Annotated in this window: 11 protein-coding genes; 10 read left to right on the top strand and 1 reads right to left on the bottom strand. The window is 60.4% G+C overall.

Translation table 11 applies throughout. The features are described 5' to 3' along the window. Nucleotides 1–253 precede the first annotated feature (253 nt). Entirely contained in the window at nt 254–1,279 is a 1,026-nt protein-coding gene (locus ACVWYF_RS04875; protein WP_457065213.1) for a T9SS type A sorting domain-containing protein, read from the bottom strand. Nucleotides 1,280–1,673: 394 nt separating this feature from the next. On the opposite strand from ACVWYF_RS04875, the gene ACVWYF_RS04870 reads away from it, so the two are divergent. The 10 genes from ACVWYF_RS04870 to ACVWYF_RS04825 all read left to right on the top strand — a co-directional run bounded on the left by ACVWYF_RS04870 (nt 1,674) and on the right by ACVWYF_RS04825 (nt 19,271). Beyond that, a complete protein-coding gene (locus ACVWYF_RS04870; protein ID WP_457065211.1) occupies nt 1,674–4,037 on the top strand; it encodes a glycosyl hydrolase family 28 protein in 2,364 nt (787 codons plus the stop codon). A 106-nt stretch (nt 4,038–4,143) separates the two neighbouring features. Next, complete coding sequence (locus ACVWYF_RS04865) at nt 4,144–6,054, top strand: glycoside hydrolase family 88 protein (protein WP_457065209.1); 1,911 nt, start codon at nt 4,144–4,146, stop codon at nt 6,052–6,054. A 255-nt stretch (nt 6,055–6,309) separates the two neighbouring features. Then, nucleotides 6,310–8,001 (top strand): sodium/sugar symporter, encoded by a 1,692-nt coding sequence (locus ACVWYF_RS04860; RefSeq protein WP_457065207.1) that lies wholly within the window; start codon nt 6,310–6,312, stop codon nt 7,999–8,001. A 366-nt stretch (nt 8,002–8,367) separates the two neighbouring features. Further along, nucleotides 8,368–9,324, top strand: a complete 957-nt coding sequence (locus ACVWYF_RS04855) for a pectinesterase family protein (protein WP_457065205.1) — start codon at nt 8,368–8,370, stop codon at nt 9,322–9,324. A gap of 412 nt (nt 9,325–9,736) precedes the next feature. Next, the gene (kduD, locus tag ACVWYF_RS04850; RefSeq protein ID WP_457065203.1) at nt 9,737–10,507 is read left to right on the top strand and encodes a 2-dehydro-3-deoxy-D-gluconate 5-dehydrogenase KduD; all 771 of its coding nucleotides are present in this window, start codon (nt 9,737–9,739) and stop codon (nt 10,505–10,507) included. Nucleotides 10,508–10,608: 101 nt separating this feature from the next. Continuing rightward, the gene (gene kduI / locus ACVWYF_RS04845) at nt 10,609–11,439 is read left to right on the top strand and encodes a 5-dehydro-4-deoxy-D-glucuronate isomerase (protein ID WP_457065201.1); all 831 of its coding nucleotides are present in this window, start codon (nt 10,609–10,611) and stop codon (nt 11,437–11,439) included. Between the two features lie 42 nt (nt 11,440–11,481). Further along, nucleotides 11,482–14,703 (top strand): SusC/RagA family TonB-linked outer membrane protein, encoded by a 3,222-nt coding sequence (locus tag ACVWYF_RS04840; RefSeq protein WP_457065199.1) that lies wholly within the window; start codon nt 11,482–11,484, stop codon nt 14,701–14,703. 18 nt (nt 14,704–14,721) lie between these two features. Continuing rightward, nucleotides 14,722–16,518 carry a RagB/SusD family nutrient uptake outer membrane protein gene (locus tag ACVWYF_RS04835; protein WP_457065197.1) on the top strand — a complete coding sequence of 599 codons (1,797 nt, stop codon included), beginning with the start codon at nt 14,722–14,724 and terminating at the stop codon, nt 16,516–16,518. A 58-nt stretch (nt 16,519–16,576) separates the two neighbouring features. After that, nucleotides 16,577–17,680, top strand: a complete 1,104-nt coding sequence (pelA, locus tag ACVWYF_RS04830; protein WP_457065195.1) for a pectate lyase — start codon at nt 16,577–16,579, stop codon at nt 17,678–17,680. Between the two features lie 55 nt (nt 17,681–17,735). Beyond that, the gene (locus ACVWYF_RS04825) at nt 17,736–19,271 is read left to right on the top strand and encodes a tagaturonate reductase (RefSeq protein WP_457065193.1); all 1,536 of its coding nucleotides are present in this window, start codon (nt 17,736–17,738) and stop codon (nt 19,269–19,271) included. The last annotated feature ends 84 nt before the right edge of the window (nt 19,272–19,355 follow it).

Here is a 19,355-nt window from a genome sequence, read left to right as displayed (position 1 = left end):
GAAATGAAGTGAAAAGGTCAAGTTGCAGCGAAGTATCAAATTATCAGGCCGTAAAAAAAGAAAGCCAGGACTTATACTTATGCAATCGTTCCCGGCAACGATGCCGGGGAGCATCAGTCCGTTTTAGTGTAGCGCGGGCGGCCGGTTATTGGCGGTACGGTAACTGTTGGCGATGAGGCCGCTGCCTGCCCCAAAAAGCAAAAGCGCCCCCGGTCAAACCGGAGACGCCTTGCCATAACTAAGCAGTAGGGTGCTACTCTTTGGTGATGCGGGCGCTGCTGCGCTGGCCGCCGTCGGCGTACTCTACCAAGTAGAGGCCGCTGCTCAGGCTGCTCAGGTCCACGGCCGTCTCAGTAGTGCCGGGCTGGGCACTGAAGCTGGCCACGCGGGCACCGGTGGTGCTGAATACCGTCACGCGGGCATCGCGGCTGGCGGCGGTGTGGGGCACGCTCAGGCGGTTTTGTACGGGGTTGGGGTAGGCGGCCAGGCTGGTGTTGGTCAGGCCTGCACGGGTAGCCAGTATCGCCTGCTTGCTCTTAACCGTAAAGTTGCGCAGTAGCACGTAACGACCAATGCCGGTGCTCCCTACGCCGAAATAGATGCGCAAAGACAGGGTTTGTCCCGAAGGCACGGCCAAGCCAGTGGCACCATTGAGCGCCAGGCGGAAAGTCGTGGCTGAGTTTGGAGCGCCGATGACGTACTGCGGAAGCAAAGCCCCGTTGACGGCTGTATTGACGCCTCCGCCAGTGGAACTCAATCCGAACGTAGCATTGGCGGTGCTCGGCAGCGCCCCGTTGGGGCCTTTGCCACCCGTTACATCCGCCGAATCAGTAGCGAAGTTGCTGCGGGAATACACAACGGCTACTTTTCCATTGGCGGAGCTAGCTACTGCGGCACTGAAGATGACCGAGTCTACTTGCGCCGCCGCCGTGGCCGTGAACGTGAACTGCTCGTAATAAATACGCTTAGGAGCACTGCCAGGACCAGTCGACGGGGCCGTTGAACTCCAGCCGCTACCATCGGCCTGAACCCCAAATGCCTGCCCAACACTGGAGTAAGGGGCAAATGCCGCTGCCCCGGTGGGTACCTGCCCGTTGGAGATGACGTAACGCTTGAAGGTGGGCGTGCCCGCCGTAACACCGGCCGAGCGCACGGCCGCGCTGTCGCTGGCATTACGCTTCAGCGGCCACTGCACGAACACTGGGGTTTGGGCCGCCGCCTTTTCGGCCAGGCCCAGGCCGCCTAATAGCAATAGTGTGGAAAGTAGATTCTTTTTCATTGGTTTGGGATTGGGGATTGAAATGGAAGGTTGAAGCGTTGCGTTGGGGTAAATTTAAACAGTTAAAGCGGGATATTACTCCTGCAATCTGTGGCTTCAATCACCAAAAACAAAGGATTAGGACGACTTTAGTTGCGCAATCGTTGCCGGGAACGTTATCAACCGATGGTTGCCGATGAGGCGCGGCCGGATTTTGCGCACCAGAACCGGACTTTGAGCTTTTCGCCCGCCGTCATTGGCCCATGCGAGAACGTTCCCGGCAACGATTGCGCAAAAAAAAGCGCCTCAGCGGGTGAGAACAGGGGGGCAACGGTCCGGAAGCGGCCTAATATTGTATAGGGCGATACTGCCTGCGTGGCCCGTTTGGGGTCCGTGTCACTCTTTCTTCTCTCCGATGAAATCAACCTTGGTCGCGTTGCTGGCAGGGCTGGCCACTTGCCTCACGGCAGCCTTTCGCCCGGCCGATGCCCCGAAAACCCAGATTTTCCTGGTCGGCGATTCCACCATGGCCGACAAGCCCGACCTCACCAAGCCAGAGCGCGGCTGGGGCATGGAATTCGGCCAGTATTTCGACGGCGGCGTGGTCATCCGCAACACCGCCGTGAACGGGCGCAGCACCAAAAGCTTCCTGCGCGAAGGCCGCTGGACCAAGGTGCTGCAGGACCTCAAGCCCGGCGACTGGGTGTTCATCCAGTTCGGCCACAACGACTCGAAGGTGGAAGACAGCGTCCGCTCAGCCCCGGCCCAGACGCTGTACCGCCAGCTCCTGACCAAATTTGTGCAGGAAGCCAAAGCCAAAGGCGCGAACCCCGTGCTGCTCACGCCGGTGGGCCGCCGCTATTTTGATGACAATGGCAAGCGCAAGGACGACCACGGCGAGTACCCCGGCGTGGTGCGCGAAGTAGCCAAAGCCCAGAAAGTGCCGCTCATCGACCTGCACGAAAAAAGCTGGGCCATGTACTCGGCGATGGGCGAAACCGGCACCCGCCCGCTGTTCTGGAGCTACCTCAACGGCTACTACCAGCCCAACCCCGTGGCCCCGGCCAAGAACGACAACACCCACTTCTCGGAGTACGGCGCCACCCGCGTAGCCCAGCTGGTGGCCGAGGACGTGCAGGCCCAGCACCTCGCGCTGGCCAGCCACCTCAGCCGCACCGTGTATGACGGCAAGCTCACCGCCGACCTGCCCGTGGTACTGCAAACCATGTTCAAAAAGGACACCTTCAACCTGGTCAAATACGGGGCCGTGGCCGACGGGCAGGCGCTCAATACCGAGGCTTTTCGCAAGGCCATTGAGGCCTGCGCCGTGAGTGGCGGCACCGTGCTGGTGCCGCGCGGCCTGTGGCTCACCGGCCCCATCGTACTGAAAAGCAATGTGAACCTGCACTTGGCCACCGGCGCACTCGTGCAGTTCACGGCCGACCGCAGCCTGTACCCGCTCATCAAAACGACCTGGGAAGGGGAGGAGGCCATCCGCAGCCAGGCCCCGATTTCAGGCGTGGATTTGACCAATATCGCCGTCACCGGCAACGGCACGTTTGACGGCGCGGGCGATGCCTGGCGGCCCGTGAAAAAGAATAAGCTCAACGAAAGCCAGTGGCAGAAGCTGGTGGCCTCGGGCGGCGTGCTCAGCGAGAAGAAGGACTACTGGTATCCCTCGGCCGCCTCGCTGAAGGGCAACATGCTGGCGGCGGCCGGCACCCCGCGCAAGAGCCTCAACCCCGCCGATTTTGACGACATCCGGGATTTCCTGCGGCCCAACATGCTCAGCCTCACGCGCTGCAAGCAGGTGCTGCTGGAAAGCTTCGTTATTCAGAATTCGCCGGCCTGGACCATTCATCCGCTGCTGTGCGAGGACATCACCGTGCGCAACGTGACAGCCCGTAACCCCTGGTACGGCCAGAACACCGATGCCATCGACCTCGAATCGTGCCGCAACGGCCTGGTGGAAGGCTGCACGTTTGATGTGGGCGACGACGGCCTGTGCATCAAGTCGGGCCGCGACGAGGAAGGCCGCAAGCGCGGCGTGCCCACCGAAAACTTCATCATCCGCGACTGCCGGGTGTACCACGCCCACGGCGGCTTCGTGATTGGCTCCGAGATGTCGGGCGGCGTGCGCAATATGTACGTGAGCAACTGCACCTTCATCGGCACCGACGTAGGTCTGCGCTTCAAAACGGCTCGGGGCCGCGGCGGCGTGGTCGAGAACATCTTCGTGGACGGCGTGGACATGACCGACATTGCCGGCGAGGCTGTGCTGTTCGACATGTACTACGCGGCTAAGGACCCCGTGCCGCTGGCCGGCGAAAGCACCGCGCCGCCCGTCATTGCCGCGCAGCCGCTGAACGCGGGTACGCCGCAGTTCCAGAACTTCCGCATTCGCAACATTACCTGCAAGGGGGCCACCACGGGAATTCTGGTGCGGGGTTTGCCCGAGATGAGCATCAAGGACATCAGCATCGAAAACGCGGTGCTCGAAAGCAAAAAAGGCCTGCTGTGCCAGGAAGCGGAGAACATTCGCCTCAAAAACGTGACTCTGCTCTCGACCGAAACCATGCCCGTGATGGAGGTGCAGAACAGCCGCAACATCACGCTCGACGGCATCCGATACGCCAACGGCGCGGAGCTGCTGCTCCGGGTAACCGGCGACCGCAGCAAGGATATTCGCCTGGTGAATACAAACACTAAACTGGCCAAGAAAGACGTGCAGTTGGGCGACAAAGTGTCCAAGAAAACGGTCAGCGTCGCTAATCGTTAGTTCTATTTTCACGCAGTGTTTCGCAGTGCTCCCACCTCACGAACGACACTGCGAAACCCTGCGGTTTAACACCCCGAGACACTGCGTGAAACAAAATTTGAATTACATGAAAAGATTCCTGCTGCCATTCCTAGCTCTTCCACTTCTATCCCCAACGGCGGAGGCCCAAACGGTGCCGTATTCCCAGCGTATGGCCGATGCCTTCATCAGTTGGAGTCCCGATTCCATCGTTATCGGCAATCGCAAAACGGCCCGCTGGGACTACGAGCAGGGGCTGATGCTGAAGGCGTTGGAGCGCGTGTGGCAGCGCACCGGCGACGCGAAATACTTCACCTACATTCAGAAAGACCTCGACCAGTTTGTGCAGAAGGATGGCAGCATCCGCACCTATAAGGCCGATGAATTTCAGCTTGACAATGTGACCACGGGCCACGCTTTGTTGCTGCTGAGCCAGATGTCGGTGCCCGGCAACGACAAGTATGTGAAGGCTGCCCAAGTGTTGCGCAAGCAGCTCGATACCCAGCCGCGCACCAAGGAAGGCGGCTTCTGGCACAAGAAAACCTACCCCAACCAGATGTGGCTCGATGGCCTGTACATGGCCGAGCCATTCTACGCCGAGTACAGCCGCCTGTTCAACCAGCCCGCCGGGCTTGACGACGTGGCCAAGCAGTTTGCGCTGATTGAAAATCATCTGGTTGATGCCAAAACCGGCCTGCTTTACCACGGCTACGACGAAAGCAAGGAGCAGGCCTGGGCCAATAAAACCACCGGCCAGAGCCCCAATTTCTGGGACCGGGGCATTGGTTGGTACAGCATGGCACTGGTGGATGTGCTCGATTATTTCCCCGCCAACCACCCGCAGCGGCCCGCCCTCATCAAGGCCCTGCAACGCCTGGCCCCCGCGCTGGCCAAGTACCAGGACGCCAAAACTGGCACCTGGAGTCTCGTAATGGGCCAGGAAGGCCGCAAAGGCAACTACGCCGAAGCCTCCGGCAGTAGCATGTTCGTGTACGCCCTGGCCAAGGGCGTGCGAATGGGCTACCTCGATAAAAAATACGCCGAAGTGGCCCGCAAAGGCTACGACGGCCTGCTGAAAACCTTCGTGAGCACGGAGCCCACCGGCGCGCTGGCCTTCAACGGCACCGTGAGCGTGGGCGGCCTGGGCGGCAAGCCCTACCGCGACGGCTCGTTTGAGTACTACCTCACCGAGCCGCTGCGCAAAAACGACTTGAAGGGCGTCGGCCCGTTCATCCTGGCCAGCACGGAGATGGAAATTGCCGCCGAAAACGCCATCGGCCAGGGCAAAACCGTGGGCCTGGACTATTTCTTCAACCACGAGATGCGCAAAAGCCCCGTCAGCGGCGAGCCCGAGCAGTGGCACTACACCTGGGAGGAGCGCACCCACGGCGGCTTCTGGCTGTGGGGCAACCAGTTCCGCGAGCTGGGCGCCAAAACCGTAGCCGTGCCTACGGCCCCCACCGCTGCCAGCCTCAAGTCCCTGAGCGTGTACGTCATCGTCGACCCGGACTCGCGCAAAGAGTCGCCCAAACCCAACTACGTGCAGCCCGCCGATAGCAAGGTTATCACCGAATGGGTGAAGGGCGGCGGCACCCTCGTGCTCCTCGCCAACGACACGGCCAACTGCGAAATCAAGCACTTCAACGAGCTGGCCAAAAACTTCGGCGTGCAGTTCACCGACCAGAGCGTGAACATGGTGCAGGGCTCCCAGTTCGAGCAGGGCAAAGTGGATTTGACTTCCGGCAAAGCCGTGTTCAAAAACGCTACTACGGCCTACGTTAAGGAACTGGCCGTGCTGTCGGTGGCCGCACCGGCCCAGCCGCTGGTTACTAACAATGGCAAGGTGATTATGGCTACGGCCCGCCTGGGCAAGGGCAAGGTATTTATCCTCGGCGACCCGTGGCTATATAATGAGTACACCGACGGCCGCAAAATCCCGGCTTCGTTCGAGAATTTTCAAGCCGGCAAAGATTTGGCCACCTGGCTGCTGGGCAAGTAGAGCAGAATGATAATTGCGACGACTAAAGCCGGCCGGGAATTTCCCGGCCGGATTTGTTTTGGGCGGTGAAGGCTGGTGAGTGCTCACTTGCCAAGTGCCTATCGGTAACGGTTTCGGAAACGATTACGCAGGTAAAACAAAGATTTTCCTTTCAGAAACGGTTTTTTTGCCGGAACATTACTTTACCATAGCCTCGCCACGCTGCGCCCGCCGGTGCGGGCAGTCGCGCCGCTCCAAATTCCCATTCCTCGTTCAATGAACCAGCTCGCCACGATTGACTACATCGTTTTCTTCGTCTACTTCATCATCGTGTCCAGCTACGGCATCTGGATTTACCGGCGCAAAACCGGCCATGACGGCACCCTCGAAGGCGATTCCAAGGACTACTTCCTCGCCGAAGGCTCGCTGACGTGGTGGGCCATCGGCTCCTCGCTCATCGCCTCCAACATCTCGGCCGAGCAGTTCGTGGGCATGTCTGGTTCGGGATTCAAAATGGGCCTCGCCATTGCCACTTATGAGTGGATGGCCGCCATCACGCTGGTCGTGGTAGCCGTGTTCTTCATCCCGGTGTACCTGAAGAACAACATCGCCACCATGCCGCAGTTCCTGAGCCAGCGCTACAACAGCACGGTGGCCATGATTATGGCCCTGTTCTGGCTGGCGCTCTACATTGTGGTCAACCTGACCTCGATTCTCTACCTCGGGGCCATTGCCATCAGCAGCATTGCGGGCCTGAACCTCACGTTCTGCATGTACATGCTGGCCGGTTTCGCGGTCGTAATCACGCTGGGCGGCATGAAGGTGATTGGCTTTACCGACGTTATTCAGGTGTTCTTCCTGATTCTCGGCGGTCTGGCCACTACTTACCTGGCCCTGAATCTGGTAGCCGAGCACTACGGCTCCTCGGGCGTCCTCAACGGCTTCAACCTGATGACCACGCACGCCGGCGACCACTTCCAGATGATTTTCAAGCGCGACAACGAAAACTACATCGACCTGCCGGGGCTCACGGTGCTAATCGGGGGTATGTGGATTGTGAACCTGAACTACTGGGGCTGCAACCAATACATTACCCAGCGCGCCCTCGGGGCCGATTTGCCCACCGCCCGCGCCGGTATCCTATTCGCTGCCTTCCTTAAGCTGCTGATGCCCGTGATTGTGGTGCTGCCCGGCATCGCGGCCTACGTGCTGTATAAGCAGGATATTTTTGGCGAGTTCGGCAAGGCCATGGTTTCGGGCGGCGAGCTGAACCCCGACCGCGCCTACCCGGTGCTGCTCAACATCCTGCCCGTGGGTTTGAAGGGTCTGTCCTTCGCCGCACTTACGGCCGCCGTAGTGGCGTCGCTGGCCGGCAAAGCCAACTCCATTGCCACCATCTTTACGCTCGACGTTTACAAGAAAGTCATCAATCCCACTGCCTCCGAAAAGACGCTGGTGAGCACCGGCAAAATCGCCGTAGTCGTGGCCATGATTCTGGGCGTGCTTATCGCGCCGCACCTCGGCATCGATAAAAAAGGCGGTTTCCAGTACATTCAGGAGTACACGGGCTTCGTGTCGCCGGGCATTTTTGCCATGTTCATCCTGGGCTTCTTCTGGAAGAAAACGACGTCGAGCGCGGCGCTTTTTGCCACCATCGGCGGCTTCCTGCTCTCGATTTTCCTCAAGTTCCTGCCCGGCCTGATGAACCTGTCGTTCCTCTCGCCGTTCGGTTTCGCCGTCAAAAATTCCGCTGGCATCTACGAAATTCCCTTCCTCGATCGGATGGGTTTCGTGTTCATTTTCTGCGTGATAGGGATGATTATCATCAGCCTGTACGAAAAGAGCCGCGGCGTGAAAACCAACGGCCTGGAAATCGACAGCAGCATGTTCAAGCCGCAGCCCAGCTTTGCCATCGGCACGGCCGTTATTCTGGTCATCCTCACCACGCTGTATACCATTTACTGGTAGGGCCGAGCCTGAGCGGTTTCACGCAGGGTTAATAAACGCAGGGTCCCGCAGTGTTGTCCTTCCATTGGGCCACTGCGGGACCTCGTGTTTTTAACCCTGCGTGACCTTGCGTGAAGTATGCGGGAGTCTGCACTGGGAACGATGCCTGGCCTCGTCGGACTGAAGCATAAGCCCATCAGTACCAGCTTTCGGGTGCGGGAAGAGAAATGTCTTAACCCTAAAATTGACTTATTTTTTGGTCGAATAGGCAAGAACAATGATTCGGGCAATGTTGATTTGGACTGGTGGAGAATAAGGTCATAAATTAGCAGTGCCCGGACGCGCTGCCCGTGCCGGCCTTTCTCCTCCCCAATCCCACCCCTACCCATGCGCGCACTTTTCCTCTTGTTCCTGTTATCGCTCAGCTGCTCCGGCTTTGCCCAAACCAAGCAATTCGTAGTGGCCCAGGATGGTAGCGAGGCCTACCGCACCGTGCAGGCTGCCATCGATGCAGTACCCAAAAACAGCACCACGCCCATCACCATCTTCATCCGCAAGGGCGTGTACAAAGAGAAGCTGAACCTGGCCAAAAAGCAGAATTTCGTGCGGCTGGTGGGCGAGGAAGTGAACACCACCGTGCTCACCTATGACGACTACAACGGCCGCACCCCCGCCAACGGCGAACCCTTGGGCACCTCCGAGGCCGCCAGCTTCCGGGTGTTCGGCAACGATTTTTCGGCCGCCAACCTCACCTTCGAAAACACCGCCGGCACCGTGGGCCAGGGGCCGGCCATGTGGGTATACGGCGATAAAGCGCAGTTCGAGAACTGCCGTTTCCTGGGCTCCCGCGACACACTATACCCCTACGGCTACGGCAGCCGGCAGTATTATAAGAGCTGCTACATCGAGGGCACTACCGATTTTATTCTGGGTTCGGCCACGGCGTGGTTCGAGGATTGCACGCTGTTTTGCAAGGCGGGTGGCACCGTCATCATGGCCCCGTCTACGCCCGACAGCATTCGCTACGGCTTCGTGCTCCAGCGCTGCAAGATTGTGGGCGAGGCTGCTCCCGCCACCCTTTTTCTGGCCCGCCCCTGGAAGCCCGCCGCCAAAACCGTGCTGCTCAATTGCGAGCTGAGCAACCTCATCACGCCCAAGGGCTGGGACCATTGGGGCAAGGAAAGTAATAAGCAGGACGCTTTTTTCGGCGAGTTTAAGTCCATCGGCCCCGGGGCTGCGCCCAAGGCGCGCATCCTCTGGTCGCACCAGCTCACGCCGCAGCAAGCCGCCTTCTACACCCGCGAAACCGTACTGAGCGGCTGGGTGCCGGGCGTGCCGCAGTAAGCTGATTTCTGCAATTATTTGCCGGTAGCCCCGGGAGTCTGGCTGTTCCAAAGCGCCTGCTTCCGGGGCTTTTTTTGGGCTTTGGATTGATAAAGCCGGTAATTTACGGCAAGGGTAGGCAGCCTGTTCAAAAGGCTGATTTATTGGTAAAGTTCAATAATTGCTGGTGTCGGAGCCGGGTAGTTGAGTTGGTGTCGGTTTGTTGATTTTTTAGGTCGCAAGGCCTTTTTGAGCGACAGTATAGGGTGGGTTATGGCACATGGCATCGTTCCCGGCAACGATTGCACGAAAAAATATTGTCCAACTCTTGCTTTTCGCGGAGATTTCGCCAAACCTTTAAGAAGCAGGACCGGCCCCGGTTGCTTTTTTAGGCGAGTTGGTGCTGCTTTATCGTCTCAACATCGTCCTTTTTATGACTGCATTCTCTTCTGCATTTAGCTTAGCCGGCAAGCGTGCCCTCGTCACGGGTTGCGACCGGGGTATCGGACAGGCCATCGCCCTCGGCTTGGCCGAGGCGGGCGCCGACATCATCGGCGTATCCATGCACATGCCCGCCGGCGGCGAAACCGAAGTGGCCGTGCAGGCGCTGGGCCGCGAGTATCGGGGCTACCAGGCAGATTTCGGCAAGCTGGACGAGCTGCAGGGCTTCATCAAGGAAGTGCAGGCCGATTTTCCGGTCATCGACATTCTGTTCAACAATGCCGGCATCATCCGCCGCGCCCCCGCCGTCGAGCATTCCGATGAGGACTGGGATGCCGTGCTCAGCATCAACCTCGACGCACCGTTCCGCCTCGCCCGCGCCATTGGCGGCCAGATGCTGAAAAACGGCAGCGGCAAAATCATCTTCACGGCCTCGCTGCTCACCTTCCAAGGCGGCATCAACGTGCCCAGCTACGCGGCCAGCAAAGGCGGCGTGGGCAGCCTGGTGAAAGCCCTCGCCAACGAGTGGGCCGGCCAAGGGGTGAACGTGAACGCCATTGCGCCCGGTTACGTGGCCACCGACAACACCGCCGCCCTGCGCCAGGACGAGGAGCGCAGCGCCGCCATCCTCTCGCGCATCCCGGCCGGCCGCTGGGCCCTGCCCACCGACTACCAGGGTCCGGCCGTGTTCCTGGCCTCGGCCGCTTCCGACTACGTGCATGGCACCATCCTCACCGTCGATGGCGGTTGGATGGGGCGGTAGAGAATTATGAATTGTGAGTTATGAATTATGAGTTTTACACTCGGATTTAACGACTCCCGCAGCAATTCATAACTCATAATTCATAACTCATAATTACCCTGATGACTCAGCGCTTTGCCATTGGCCCCCGCGAAACTGCTACCCTCAACACGAGCGGAATCCGGGAGCATTTCCTGATTGAAAACATCTTTACGGCCGGCGAAATCGAGCTGACCTACACGCACTACGACCGCATGGTGGTGGGCGGCGCGCAGCCTACCACGGCGGCCCTGCCGCTGCCCTGCCCGGAGTCGCTGAAGGCCAACTTCTTCCTGGAGCGCCGCGAACTGGGCGCGCTCAACGTGGGCGGGGCCGGCACCATCACGGTGGATGGCACGGTGTACGAGCTGGGCAATCAGGACTGCCTATATGTGGGCATGGGCAGCCAGGAAGTAAGCTTCGCCAGTGCCGATGCGGCTAATCCGGCCAAGTTCTATCTGCTTTCGGCCCCGGCCCACGCGGTGCATCCCACCGCCCGTCGCACCCAGGCCGAAGCCACGCCCGTGCAAATGGGTGCGCTGGAAACCGCTAACGAGCGCACCATCTACAAATACATATACGCCGAAGGCATCCAGAGCTGCCAGCTGGTGATGGGCCTGACGCAGCTCAAAGCCGGCAATGTGTGGAACACCATGCCCAGCCACACCCACGACCGGCGCATGGAGGTTTACCTCTACTTCAACATGCCCCAGGGCCAGCGCGTGCTGCACCTGCTGGGCGAGCCCACCGAAACCCGCCCGCTTTGGGTGAGCAACGAGCAGGCCATTCTCTCGCCGCCGTGGTCCATCCACACCGGCTGTGGCACCAGCAACTATGCCTTCATCTGGGGCATGGCCGGCGAAAACCGCGAATACACCGATATGGACGCCGTGCCCCTTGACACGCTGCGCTAACCAACTGATTAACAAAAACTCCCACCCAAATTTATTTATCTGATGAAAAAACATCTTCTCCTGCTCTGGCTGCTGCTCCTGGGGAGCATCGGGCTGGCGGCGGCGCAAAGCCGCCAGATTCAGGGCGTTGTGAAATCGGCCGAGGGCGAAACTTTGCCGGGCGTGACGGTGCTGGTAGAAGGCACCACCAACGGCGCTTCGACGGGCGTTAACGGCGACTATACCATCAGCCTGCCCAAGGGCAGCACCAAGCTGCGGTTCAGCTACGTGGGCTATGTATCGAAGCAGGTGACCGTGGGCGACCAGTCGACCATCAACGTGGCGCTGGCGGCTGATAGCAAGCAGTTGGATGACGTAGTAGTTATTGGTTTTCAGGCAATTGACCGTAAGGATGTTACCGGTTCGGTATCGTCGGTGAATGCCCAGCAAATCAAGGACGTACCGGTGAACTCGGCCGCCGAGGCCCTGGCTGGCCGCCTGGCCGGCGTGCAGGTAACGGCTTCGGAAGGCGCGCCCGGGGCCGATATCCGCATCCGGGTGCGGGGCGGTGGTTCGGTTACGCAGGACAATTCGCCGCTGTATGTAGTGGACGGGGTGCAGGTGGAAAATGCCCTGTCGGTGCTTTCGCCGCAGGATATTCAGTCGATTGACGTGCTGAAGGATGCTTCCTCAACGGCCATCTACGGCGCACGCGGGGCCAACGGCGTGGTTATCATCACCACCAAAAACGGCCGCGAAGGCAAAACCTCGGTGGCTTACAATGGCTTCATGGGCATCCGCCAAATCACGCGGACGCTGGACGTGCTCAAGCCGGCCGACTACCTGGAATATTCCTTCGAGCGTTCGGCCCAGGCGGGCAGCGCGGGCCTCAGCTCGTTTAAGTCGCGCTACGGCAGCTCGCGCTACAACAGCGATACGCTGACTCAGTACAAGAACGCGCCGTTTATTGACTGGCAGGACCGGGTGTTTGGCCGCAACGCGCTCTACCAGACCCACAACGTGTCGGTATCGGGCGGCAGCAAGGGCACGACTTACAACTTGAGCCTGACCAATAACCAGGAAAATGGCATTCAGGTGGGCTCGGCCTACGTGCGTAATCTGGTGAGCTTCCGCTTCGACACCAAGGCCACGGACAATTTCCGGTTCGGCTTCAATACGCGCTTTAACGACCAGGTCATCAGTGGTAACGGCACGTCCAGCGTGGGTTCCACTACCACCTCACGCCTGCGTAGCGCCATCCAGTACCTGCCCATCGATGCCGTGCTGGCCAACGGCATTGCCCCCGGCGATGAAATTGTGGACGAAACGTTCTTCACCAGCACGCAGCTCATCAACCCGCTGGTTGCCATTGAGAACGAGTACAAGCGCGACCGTCGCCGCCTGTTCAACATCAGCGGCTACGGCAGCTACAGCTTCACCAAAAACCTGACCTTCCGCTCCACGGTGGGCTTCGACAACAACAACAACCGCGTCGAAACCTTCTACGGCCTGCAGTCGCCCAACGTGCGCGGTGCCTTGGCCGGCAAGCCCTCTGCAGCCATCGCCACGGCCCAGCCCATCACGTTCAACAACTCGAACGTGCTGACCTACACCTTTAAGAAGGGCGAACACAAAATCGACGGCGTGATTGGCCACGAGCTCTACATTCAGAACACGCAGTCGCTGACTATCCAGACCAACTTCCTGCCCGACGCCATTACGGCCGAAAAAGCACTCAACAACATTAACCAGGGCGTATTGCCCTCGGCCACGGCCATCCAGCCGGCATCCACCACCGGGCGGCCCGTCGACTCGCGCCTACTCTCCGGCTTTGGCCGCCTGAACTACGCCTACAGCGATAAGTACCTGCTGACGGCCACGTTCCGGGCCGACGGCTCCTCCAAGTTTGCCCCCGGCAAGCAGTGGGGCTACTTCCCGGCCGCCTCGGTGGCTTGGCGCATTTCGAGCGAGCCGTTCATGAAGCAGTTCACCAAAATCACGGACCTGAAGCTGCGCGCCAGCTACGGCCTGTCGGGCAACAACCGCATCGACGACTTCCAGTACGACACCTATTTCGGCTCGGGCGCGCAGTACGCGCTGAACCACGTGGTGACCAATGCCACCTCGGCCGTGGCCCTGGCCAACCCGGACCTGAAGTGGGAAACCACGGCTTCGACCAACGTAGGCCTCGACGTGAGCCTATTTGACAACCGCCTGCAGGTGACTGCCGATGCTTATTACAACAAGACCACTGACCTGTTGCTGCCGCTGGCTATTCCGTCCACTTCGGGCTACACCCGGCAGCTGGCCAACGTGGGTTCCACTTCCAACCGCGGCATTGAGCTGCAGGTGTCGGGTACGGTGATTCGCACCCCCGATTTCTCCTGGACGGCCAACGCCAACATCGCCTTCAACCGCAACCGGGTGGAGAGCCTGGGCGGCGCGGTGTTCCCGCTGCAATACTCCGGCTGGGCCAGCACGGCCATCTCGGCCGACTACGCCCTGCTGGTGGGCCAGCCCGTGGGCCTGATGTATGGCTACGTGACCGAAGGCTTCTACACCACTGCCGACTTCAAGGGCTACGACACCACCACCAAAACTTGGATACTGAAGGACGGCGTGGCTTCCGATGCCACCATCATCGGCACGGCCGTATCGCCGGGCCAGCTGAAGCTGAAGGACGTGGACGGCAGCGGCTCGGTGAACGACGCCGACCGCCAGGTTATCGGCAATGCCAACCCCCAGAACACGGGCGGCATCAACCAGCAGTTTTCCTACAAGGGCTTTGATGCCAGCATCTTCATGAACTGGAGCTACGGCAACAAAATCTGGAACGACAACAAAATCGAGTACACCACCTACCTCACCAACGGGCAGTTTGCCAACGGCCTGGAGCTGATGAAGAACCGCTACCGCACCATCGACCTGAACACGGGCCAACCCATCACCGACGTGGCCACGCTGGATGCGCTGAACAAGGATGCCAATATCTGGGCCGCCCCGCGCCAGCTCGTGCCGCACTCGTGGGCCGTGGAAGATGGCTCTTTCCTGCGCCTGAGCAACGTCACCCTAGGCTACTCCCTGCCCAAGGCCCTGATTCAGCGCGCCAAACTGAGCCAGTTCCGCATTTATGCCACGCTGAACAACATCTATACCTGGACCAAATACACGGGCTTCGACCCCGAGGTGAACACCCGCCGCGGCACCGCCCTCACGCCCGGCGTGGACTACGCCGGCTACCCGCGCAGCAAGGCTTACCTGCTCGGCGTTAACCTTTCCTTCTAATTCCCACCGCCTTATCCGATGAAAAACGCAATTATCCGGCCGCTGACCGCCGCCTTGCTGCTCGCCAGCGGTGCCAGCCTGCTCTCGTGCAACAACTATCTCGAAGTTACCCCCACGGCCTACAACACGTCAGACGAGGTTTTTAGCACCGTGGACGGGGCCACCAGCGCCGTGCTGGGGGCCTATAGCATGCTGGCCGGCGATGCCGGCTACGGCAACCGCCTGAGCTGCTACTATCCCTACGACACCGACGAAATGGTGGGCGCCATTGGCGCGGCCGATGCCACCCGGCGCGGCGTGACCCGCTACGCGGCCATTCCCTCCAACCAGGAAGTGTACACCCCCTGGGTGAACCTGTACCAAGGCATTGAGCGGGCCAATATCTGCCTCAAATTCATTCCCCAAATGAAGCAGTACACCGGCGGCACCGCCGCCGAGCAGACCTCGCTGAAACGTCTTTATGGCGAAGCGCTGACGCTACGGGCGCAGTACTACTTCGAGCTGGTGCGCAACTGGGGCGATGTGCCCGAGCCCCGCACGGCCTCGGTCACCGGCCAAGACTTTAAGCTTTACCGCACCGACCGCGACTCGGTTTATACCCACATCATCAAGGATTTGGCCGTGGCCGAAAACCTGGTGCCCTGGCGTACCGAAGTGACGCCGAGCAACGAGCGCATCACCAAAGGAGCCGTGAAGGGGCTGCGGGCCAAGGCCGCGCTGTTCCGGGGCGGCTGGTCGGTGGGCATGAACGGCCAGGAGCGCCGCGCCGCCGACTACCTCGACTACTACCGTATTGCGCGTACCGAGTGCCTGGATTTGATGGGCAACCGCACCCAGCACAACCTCAACCCCAAGTTCGACGCCACCTTCCGCAGCCTCGCCAACGTGGACGGGGCCGCCGTGAACGCCGCCGATGCCAACCGGGAAATCATGTTTGCCGTGGGTGCCGGTGGTGCCAGCGCCGCCGACACCAAGCTGGGCTACTACAACGGCCCGCGCCTGACGGGCTCGCCCACCTACGGGCAGTCGAGCGGGGCCATCACCATTGTGCCCACCTACTTCTACGCCTTCGATTCGACGGATACCCGCCGCGACGTGACCATCACACCCTACGTCATCGACGCCACTGACACGCAAAGTGGGGCCAAGCTCTCGGCCACCACCGATGGCAAGTATCGCCGCGACTGGCGCTCGCCGGCCCTGTCCAGCGTCACGCTCCAGTCCCTGAGCTTCGACTGGGTGCTGATGCGCTTCGCCGACGTGCTGTTGATGTATGCCGAAACTGAAAACGAGCTGAACGGCCCCACCAGCACCGCCGTGAATGCCCTGATGGAAGTGCGCCGCCGCGGCTACAACAACGCGAACCTTCCGGCGGTGTCGGCGGCATCAAAGCAAGTGTTTTTTGATGCCATTGTGAATGAGCGGCTGTTGGAATTCGGCGGTGAAGGCATCCGTAAGTTCGACCTGGTGCGTTGGAATTTGCTGACCGCCAAAATCGTCCAGACCCGGCTGGACGTGCTATCCATGGCCGACCAGACGGCAGCCAGCCGCTTCCCCAACGTGCCCCTGAAGATGTATTTCACCACCGTGCCGGGCTCCACCACGGGCCTGCGCTGGGCCCGGTCGTTCTATCGGCCATCCACGAGCACTGTGCCCCCCGGCACTACTTCGATTGACTGGCGGGCCAGCATCACGACGGCTTTCGTGACCACCAACTGGGCCGCCGGCTACACGCCCACGAAGCAGCTGCTGCCCATTCCGCAGATTGCCCGCGACAACGACCCAAACCTGACGCAAAACCCCGGCTACAACTAGCCTGCGGCCCAATCCTTAAGGACAACTCAACGAAGGCCCTGCCTTCACATTCTAACGCATGATGACGCTGCAAATACTGCTCCTGCTGGCAGGGCTGGGCAAGGTGGGACTTGGAACTACGCCGACCCAACAGGAAGTAGTAGCCACGGGTGGTCCGGAGCATTTCCGGGCTGCCCAGGCAGCGCCGGTGCAGGACAGCACCGCCGAAAAGATGCTGGTGTTTCAGCGGGCCGTGGGCGGCTGGCCCAAAGCCGTGGGCACCCACAAGGTGGACTACCGCTACCCGCTCAGTGCCGCCGAGCGGGCTAGCACCCTGAAGGACAAAAACCGCAGCGACGCTACGATTGATAACAACGCCACAACACGCGAAATCAATTATCTGGCCGAGGCATATCACCAAACCAACAACCCGACTTACCGCGCCGGGGCCGAAAACGGCATTCGCTACCTGCTGAAAATGCAGTACGCCAACGGCGGCTTTCCCCAGTATTACCCCGACGTCAACATCTACCGCCACCAGATTACCTACAACGACAACGCCATGGTGCGGGTGCTGGAGGTGTTGCGCAAAGTGGCCCGTCAGCAGCCGCCCTTCACCGGTTTCGATGCCAAGCTGACGGCGCAGGCTGCGAAGGCGGAAGAGCGCGGTATCAACTGCATTCTGAAAACGCAGTATGTGCGCAAGGGCCAGCCCACGGCTTGGTGCGCCCAGTACGACGAGAAAACCCTGCAGCCCGCCAAAGCCCGCGCCTTCGAGTTGGCCTCGCTGAGCGGGGATGAGTCGGTGGACATCGTCCGGTTTCTGATGGGCATTGAAAAGCCCTCGGCCGACGTGCGCAAGGCCATTGACAGCGCCGTGGCGTGGTTTGAGAAAGTGAAAATGGACGGCTACGCCGTGCAGGAGGTGACGCTGCCACCGTCCAAAAAAGTGCTGGACCGTGTCATCGTGCCCACGCCTGGGGCCGACCTCTGGGCGCGTTTCTACGAGCTTGATACCGACCGCCCCATCTATGTGGGGCGCGACAGCCAGGTTCATTACCAGCTCACCGAGATTGAAAACGAGCGCCGCGCTGGCTACCTCTACGCCGGGGTTTGGCCCGAAAAACTATTAACCAAAGAATATCCGGCTTGGCAGAAGCGGGTGAGTACGGGAAGGCGCTAGCCGTCCCAAATTCTAGCTTCGCTCCGCCACCAATTCTATTTTCAGCCCCATTCACATGGACACGCTCACCCACCAACTGGCCCTGGCCACCCCTCACACTTCGGCCGCCGTGTCCTGGCCCACATCGGCGCTGTTTGCGCTGCCCGAAAAGGTGCTCCAGTTCGGGACCGGCGTGCTGCTGCGCGGCCTCCCCGATTTCATGATTGACGAGGCCAATCGGAAAGGCGTATTCAACGGCCGCATCGTAGTAGTGAAAAGCACCGACGGCGGCGACGCCTCGGCCTTCGAGCGCCAGAACAACCTCTACACCGTGTGCGTGCGCGGCGTCGACGACGGCCATCCCGTGGAAGAAAACGTGGTGTGCGCCAGCATCAGCCGCGTGCTCTCGGCCAAAAGCCAGTGGGCGGAGGTGCTGAAATTCGCGGCTAGTCCCGACCTGCAAGTGGTGATTTCGAATACCACCGAAGTCGGCATTCAACTAGTGAATGAGGACATTCACCTCACGCCGCCTTCTTCGTTTCCGGGTAAGCTGCTGGCCGTACTATATGCCCGTTTCGTGGCTTTTGAGGGCGATGTAAACCGGGGCCTGGTCATTGTGCCCACCGAGTTGATTCCCGACAATGGTCGCAAGCTCGAAGCCATTGTGCTGGAGCTGGCGCACCGCAACGACCTCGGCAGCGCCTTCATCGACTGGCTTGAAGCAGCCAACGATTTCTGCAATACGCTGGTCGACCGCATCGTACCCGGCCGCCCCGAGCCCACTGCCTACGAAGCGCTGGAGGCCGACCTGGGCTACCGCGACGACCTGCTGACGATGGCCGAAGCCTATTCGCTCTGGGCCATCGAGGGCGGCGAGCGGGTGCGCGAGGTACTGTCATTCCACTCGGCGGCCACGGGCGTGGTCATTCGGCCCGACATTACCCTGTTTCGTGAGTTGAAGCTGCGTTTGCTGAATGGCACGCACACGCTCAGCTACGGCCTGGCCCACCTGGCCGGCTGCGCCACCGTGCGCGAGTCGTTGGAAAACGAAGACCTGGCGCGCTTCATCCACAACCTGATGCTGGCCGATTTGCTGCCCGGCATTCCCTTCGCGGTAGATGAGAAAGTGGGCCAGCGCTTCGGCATGCAGGTCCTCGACCGTTTCCGCAACCCCTACCTGGAGCACCGCTGGCTGGCCATTGCCATGCAGGGCACCGCCAAAATGCAGATGCGCAACGTGCCCACGCTGCTGCACTACTATCAGACGCACAATGCCGTGCCGCACTACATGGCGCTGGGCTTCGCGGCCTACCTGCTGTTTATGCGCAATACTGCCACCGGGGCCAGCACCGGCCAGGGCGAAGCCAATGGCGCAGCCTATACCATTCAGGACGACCGCGCCGGCTACTTCGCTGAGCTTTGGGCCAAATCCTCGCCCGAGGAACTGACCACCGCTGCGTTGCGCAACACCGCCCTCTGGGGCCACGACCTCACCCGCCTGCCCGGCTTCGCCGATAAGGTGAGCTACTACCTGACGCAGCTAGTAGAAGAGGGCGCGCCGGCTGCGCTGGTCGCGTTTTTCGCCCGCAAAGCCGCAGCTGTTACTTCCTGATGGAGCCCAAAAAGAACATTATGCTGAGTGAGTGAGCCAAAGTATCTCTGCCCCGAGATTAACTCCTTCGCTGCAACGAAGCGG

The sequence above is a fragment of the Hymenobacter sp. UYAg731 genome, from assembly GCF_054061335.1.
The sequence above is the reverse complement of the archived record's forward strand: the minus strand, read 5'-3'. Positions and strand labels throughout refer to the sequence as shown.